General features: G+C 60.6%; 3 protein-coding genes. 1 reads left to right on the plus strand and 2 read right to left on the minus strand.

From position 1 onward, the window contains the following. Positions 1 to 16: 16 nt before the first annotated feature. Positions 17 to 1,375 carry a hypothetical protein gene (locus OWC48_RS39625; RefSeq protein ID WP_282524868.1) on the minus strand — a complete coding sequence of 453 codons (1,359 nt, stop codon included), beginning with the start codon at positions 1,373 to 1,375 and terminating at the stop codon, positions 17 to 19. A 59-nt stretch (positions 1,376 to 1,434) separates the two neighbouring features. On the opposite strand from OWC48_RS39625, the gene OWC48_RS39630 reads away from it, so the two are divergent. Continuing rightward, the gene (locus OWC48_RS39630) at positions 1,435 to 2,007 is read left to right on the plus strand and encodes a molybdopterin-dependent oxidoreductase (RefSeq protein ID WP_282524869.1); all 573 of its coding nucleotides are present in this window, start codon (positions 1,435 to 1,437) and stop codon (positions 2,005 to 2,007) included. Positions 2,008 to 2,439: 432 nt separating this feature from the next. Here OWC48_RS39630 and OWC48_RS39635 read toward each other — a convergent pair. After that, positions 2,440 to 6,808, minus strand: a 4,369-nt coding sequence (locus tag OWC48_RS39635; RefSeq protein WP_404979878.1) for an amino acid adenylation domain-containing protein, incomplete at its 5' end; no start/stop codon positions are given.

Below are 6,808 nucleotides of genomic sequence, written 5' to 3' on the forward strand. Positions count from 1 at the left end.
CCTTCAATGATTGGCGCTAGCGAGCAATGCGCGGGTGCTCTCCGGGATGGTCGTCGACCCGAAGGTTCATGATAGAGGCCGATGGCGAACACGGATTGACATCGCCAAACTGCACCACGTTCTGGACTGCGACCGATAATTGGAGTGAAAAGTCGAGAGGCTTCGGCGGAGGTGCGCTGGTGATGGGATTGCAGCTTGCATCCACGCCTCCAAACGGCTGATTACCCTTCAGGTCTCTGAACCAGAGCATCTTCTGAGCGTCCGTTGTACAGGCGTTCGAAAATGTAATAGGCGCCGACGGCGATTGGGCGGTGCTGTGACAGCTCAAGCACCCCGAAATCGGATTGTCGACCGGCCCGTTCGCGCGCCCCGCCCATCCCAAATGGGAGGCTGAGTAAGCAGGCGCCTGGTCCGAGATCGTGGTTTCGGTCAGCTTCTTGCCTGCTTGCTGATCAGCGGGTGTGAAGCCGAAGTCATTTCCCCACGAAAGGCCTACGGGCCGGAGCCTCCGCCACGGCGACGTATCAGTTGCATTGCTGTCAAAAGCAAAAGTCCCGAAGACCCACCCGGTTGGCGAGCGACTATCCACCGCGGCGACGTCCATCTGCATGAGGCGCACGGTTTGGGGGCCGGCTGCTGTTCGGATCGTCCACTGCGGAGCACCCGACAAGACGTCGGAACCCTGGAAGTCATTCGCGGTAACGTCGCTGAACAAGATCTTGAAGGTCATTGCCCCTTGGGGGAATTGAGCCTTTGCCAGATCGGGCGAGGCGCCCCCCAAGACCTGTCCGATCGTGACGGCACCTGCTGCATTGTAGAAGCCGACCGCATAATTGTGAATGGTCACTCCTGGCTTGAGACCGAGCTCCGGTCCGGTCACAGATCGTTCTGACGTCAAGCCGCGCATCGGCTCTCGTGCACGCGGTCCAAAATTCATCAGCGGCATGTGAAACCAGGGCCGAACGTTATTGGCTTCCGGCTTGAAGTCGGCATCGATCATGCCATCAAATGCATAGTCTCGCAGAGCATAGAGGTAAGCATTGGCGCCCGTCACTCCGTCCTTGAAGTCGATATTCGACCACGTTGCGTCGTTCGCCGGGACAGCCGTAGGATACGATTGGGACAGTTTGAACCACGGACCAGCACTGGGTACCATCGCTGATGGCGTGACGAAGTCTGGGAAGACCCCGGTGCATTGCGCAATGAAAGGGGCCGGCTCAGGAGCCGGAACGCCCTTCCCTGTCACCGACAGGCAAGTCGATCCGGGAGCACAACCGCTTGCGGCATGTCCATGTGTCGGAGCAAGGCATGTGATCGTGGTCGCAAAAAGGACGTTGCGGAATATACGACTTCCTAAATGTTGAATAACGCGCATGAGCCTCTATCCTCTGACGCACCATTTTATTCCGTTACAATTACAGCGGGAATCTGCCTTTGCAAGCCCGAATTGATTCGCCGGTAAGCTTCGGGCAGAGCTTGGGCGTAGGCCTGACCTTTAAAGGGAGGATCACGATCGTGTTCTGTACGAAACGTACGGCGCTTCTCCTTTTCCTCTTTGCGGCAAGCGCGCAGGCGCAGACTGCAACGTCATCTGCTTATTTGACGGTAGATGGACAAGTGACGACGCCACTGTTCTTCTCTGAACCCGATTTTCAGGCACTTCCTCACACATCGATCACCGTCACGGATTCGGCCGGGGAAAATACGACCTATTCAGGAGTTGATCTGGCTGCCCTTTTGAACAAAGCAGGGGTGCCGCTCAAGCAAGATCTGAAAGGTGCCGACGTCGCAAAATATCTCCACGTTCAAGGCGCTGACGGTTTCGTCGCAATTATTTCTCTTCCTGAATTTGATAACGGCACGTTCCTGGTGGCTGATGCGCAAGATGGCTCCCCATTGCCGAGCGGAACCGGTCCTCTCCAGGTCATTTCACCTCAAGAAGGTCGTCGTAGCCGCTGGGTCAAACAACTCAACTTGCTGCGGATCATCAAATCTTCACCGCAATAGCCGCACCAGCGCGAGGGCTAGTCACTGGCGTCCAATCCGAGCGGCCTTACAAATTACTCTCTACGCATGAGCCAGACGAACACGGTCGAATAAAGCGGGTCGTCCCGAAACAAACCTTGCTCAGGGACAGTACGTCTAGCCGGTGTTCGTCGGCGGCGCGCCTGATCGATGCCTCGTTGATATATGAGTTATCATGCCCTTCCGCGTCGATAAAACGCGCGCTCCTGACACCCGGTCGGCACCGATCATGTAGCCGTCCTCAGCGAGTTGATCCGCCGGCCACGATCCCGTCAATGCCAAGCGCGTCTACCGGCTGATGAAGAAGGATGCTGGCCCGACCAACAGGGCTGCAGCGTCATTGCGTACGCGACCAATTTTGTTGCCATCCAGGAGCGCCATGAGTTCGCTCGCTTCTGGGAAAGGCCTTTGAATCTATTCAACAGCCCCGATCAAGGCCGTTGAAATGGATCGAGCCAGAACTCGGCGGTTTTCCGGATGGTTCACCATTGTCGCGTGGTTGCCTGGAACGGGTACAGCATGAATAGCCCCCGCATTCACAACCCGGTCCCAGCCCTGCTTTGGTAACTCGCGATCAGGTTGTTTGTCAGCTGATAACCGACTGATGAGAGGCTCACTGGCATAAAACTGGTGTATTTCAATCGGGAGCGAGGGAACGCGATAAGACTGCAGCGCGCGGTGAAATATCGAGGCCCTTTGATACATCGAAATGTCACTGTGAAGATCGTGATCTGGAGCTAACGCTCCTATTTGCTGCGCCTTTTCAAGCAACTCAGAGATGGAACATTGTTCGGTGTCGCGTTCCAAAATCTCGTGATACTCATCCCGCAAGATTCCACAACGATCCAAAACAAATTCTCGCGCCAAATTCTTCAGTGATCCGTTTGAAGAAGCCGCAGGTAGACTAACATCGATGAACGCCATGAATGACACAACTTCATCAACACTCAGTAACTGCTCGGCAATTGCATAAGCCAGGATTGCGCCTGATGAGTATCCAGCAAAGCGGTATGGGCCGCGTGGCTGAATTTGTTTAATCGCAAAAATCACCTCCGCGGCCATCGCCTCAAGAGTCGGTGGACGAACGTCATCGAAAGGGGGCCATGGCAGAGCGTAGACCGAGCAGTCTGCATCCATTTCTGTCGCCAAACCGAAGACATACGAACAATCCCCAAAACCTGTTGGGACAAAGAAGAGAGGTGGCTGCGATCCGGTCAGTCGAACGGGAATCACCGCCGTGTTACTGGGCGGCATCTGCAAACGAATCTTCGATGCAAGCTCCTTCAGAACAGGCGCTCGGAAGAGGTCGGTGGCGCTAAAACTCAGCCCAAGATTTAATGCTCGACTGAGCATCTGCACGGCCAAGAGCGAGTGGCCGCCCAGTTCGAAGAAGTGGTCGTTGCGCCCGATGCGCTCGACACCCAGGAGCTCGGCCCAGATCCGCGCCAGCGCCGTCTCGACCGCACCTTGCGGCGCCTCATAGGCCGCCAGCGCATAGGCCTGATCGGCCGGGTCCGGCAGCGCGTTCCGATCGAGCTTGCCATTCACCGTCAGCGGAAGTGCCGCCAGCCGCACGAACGCACTCGGCACCATGTAGTCCGGCAGCCGCGCACTTAAGTGCGCCCGCAAGGCGCCCGCAAGCCCGCCTCCATCGCCCTCGTCCGAGCCGGCCTCGGGCGCGCAGACCACATAGGCGATCAGATGCTTGTCGCCGGCGCCGTTCTGGCGCGCCACCACCACCGCCTCGCGCACCCAGGCGTGCTCGCAAAGCCGCGCGACGATCTCGCCCGGCTCGATGCGATAGCCGCGGATCTTCACCTGATCGTCGTTGCGGCCCAGGAACTCAAGATTGCCGTCCGGCAGATAACGTGCAAGGTCGCCGGTCCGGTACAGCCGATCGCCCTCGACAAAGGGACTGGCGATGAACCGCTCCGCTGTCAACTCAGGGCGGTTCAGGTAGCCCCGCGCCACCCCCGCCCCGCCAATGTAAAGCTCGCCCACCGCGCCGAACGGCACGGGTGCGCCATGGCCATCCAGCAGGTACACCCGCGTGTTGGCGATTGGACGACCGATCGGGACCAACGACCCATTGAAATCAGTCGGGCAAGTCCAGATCGTCGCACAGACTGTTGCCTCGGTCGGGCCGTAAGCATTGACAATTGATGCTGGAGCCAGACTTCGGATGAGTTCTGGCTTCGGCAGCTCTCCAGCAAGAATGAGAACTTGCACAGCCAAACCTTCCGGATCCTTGCGTGGCTGAAGCAACGCTGGGGGTAATGTCGCGTGGGTGATGGCTTCGCTTTGGAGATAATCCGATAGCTTGTTACTCGCTTGACGTATCTCTTCCGCAGCCAAGTGCAAAGCGGCTCCGGAGCCAAACGCCATAACAAGCTCCCAAGCGCTTGCATCAAAAGCAATGGAGGCGAACTGCACGACGCGGCTGTTGGAAGAAGCGCCAAAGAGGCCGACCTGAGCCGACAGCAGATTGACCAACCCCTGATGCTGGACCATGACCCCCTTTGGGGTTCCTGTTGAGCCTGAGGTGTAGATCACATAAGCGAGATGGCCCGATGTGAGGCCAAGGGTGCGCCGGTCAGGGTTTGAAGCCGCCCGTTCGGCCCAGGCGGCCGTGGCCGTCTCCAGATCGATGACCGTCACATCGGTCAGCAACTCGGGGCCGAGTGCTGCGCGACCGATGACGTCGCAAAGCAGCAGCCGCGGCGCGGCATCGTCGACAACCTGATGCAGCCGCTGGCTGGGATAGGCTGGGTCCAGCGGCAGATAGGCACCGCCCGCTTTCAGGATCGCCAAGACACCAACCACCATCGCCGGACTGCGTTCGAGGCAGATCGCAACCGGCTGGTCCGGCTTGACCCCGAGCTCGATCAGATGATGCGCCAGGCGGTTGGCCCGCGCGTTGAGCTCGCCATAGCTCAGCCGCTCATTTTCGCAGACCAGCGCCACCGCCTCCGGCGCCTTTTGCACCTGCGCCTCGAACAGCTCATGGACGCACAGGTCCGATGGATAGGCCTCCGCCGTCCGGTTCAGATCCTCCAGCAGATAGGTGCGCTCCTCAGCCGGCAAGATGTCCAGCTCGCGTACCGGCGTATCCGGCGCATTCTCCAGCGCCTTTGCCAGCTGCTCGAGCCCCCGCTGCATGTAGCCGCAGATCCGATCCGCCGAGATTGGCTCCGCCACCTGCACAGTGAGGCCCAGCGCCTCGCCAAAATCCTCCACGGACAGGGTCAGGGGATAGTTGGTGCGTTCCTCCCCACCTAGCCATTCCATGCCCGACAAGACATCATTCGTCCCGGAGCCGGGCACAGCCGGCGCCGTGTTGTGACGGTAGTTCAACAGCGTGCTGAACAGCGGTGCCGACGCCGCAACAGCGCTGCAGCGCTGTGCCAGCGCTAGCGAGGCATGCTCATGTGCCAGTAGGTCGGCCAGCCGGGCGTGCGTCATCCGCACGCTCGCCTCGACGGCGGTCTCATCGAGATCAAGCCGCAGCGGCAGGGTGTTGATGAACAGCCCCATGGCGCGGTCGGCGCCAGCGCTGCCCTGCAGGCGGCCTAACAGCACCGTGCCGAACACCACCTGCTCGCGGCCGCTGCTGCGCGCCACCACCTGTCCCCACGCCAGATGGCACAGGCTCGCCAGACTCACGCCCAGCCGCCGCGCCTGTTCGCGCAGCCGCTCATGGAGCGCTGACGGCAGCATCCGATGCGCCTCTCGAACCCCGCCGCCGTCGCCACGCACCTCGCTCAAGTCGAAGGGCGTGGTCGGCTCGTCGATGTCGGCCAGCAGCTCCCGGAAGAACGCTTCATCGGCCTTGGCATCACCGCGTAGATGCGCCTGGGCCACCAGATTGCGGAATGGCTGCGGCGCGGTCAGCTCATGCTGGCGCCCCTCCAGCTCGGCCCGGACCTCAGCATGCATCACGTCCCGCGTCGTGTGATCCCCGATCAGATGATGCTGCAGCTCCAGCAGCAGCCAGCGCGCGCTGCCGGGCTGGCGCGCAATCACAAACCGCAGCAGTGGCGCCCGGCCAAGCTCGATGCGGTGCCGACGTGGGTCAAACCGCTCCCTGAGCTGCTCGGCTCCAGCGCCATGAGCGCCATCGAGCTGGACCTCTATCACCTCCAGTCGCGCCTCCCGCCACACTACCTGGGCCGGCCGCGACAAGCCCTCCCAGACAAACGAGGTACGCAGGATGTCATTCCGATCCACCACCCGCTGGACCGCGGCAAGATAGCGATCGAGCAGCCCACGCTCGGCAAACGCCATCTGCGACACCAGTAGGTATGGATCGCCCTTTGCCGCTAGCAAATGATGGAACAGGATGCCGTCCTGCAGCGGCGACAGGCCGTAAATGTCCTGAATGTTGCAAACCCCGCCGGGTACCGTGGCGATGATCCGGTCGATCTCGTCCTGCGTCAGCTCGATCAGCGGCAACATCTGCGGCGTGATCGCCGCACTCCGCTCGGTGATCAGGTTGGCCGGGACCGCCACCTCGTGATGGCGGCCCAGGCTTGCTGCCAGATCCGCCAGCACCGGCTTGACGAACAAGGTGCGCACCTCGATGCGCAGTGACCGCCGCCGTAGACGCTCGATCATCTGCACCGCCAAGAGCGAGTGCCCTCCTAGTTCGAAGAAGTTGTCGTCCCGTCCGACCCGCCCCAGCCCCAGCAGCTCGGCCCAGATCTGCGCCAGCACTGTCTCCATCTCGCCCTGTGGCGGCGCGTAGGTCCGGCGCGCATACGCCTCGTCGCCTGGGGCCGGCAGC

Origin of the sequence: Bradyrhizobium sp. Arg816 (genome assembly GCF_029989365.1) — a bacterium.
Taxonomy (GTDB): domain Bacteria; phylum Pseudomonadota; class Alphaproteobacteria; order Rhizobiales; family Xanthobacteraceae; genus Bradyrhizobium.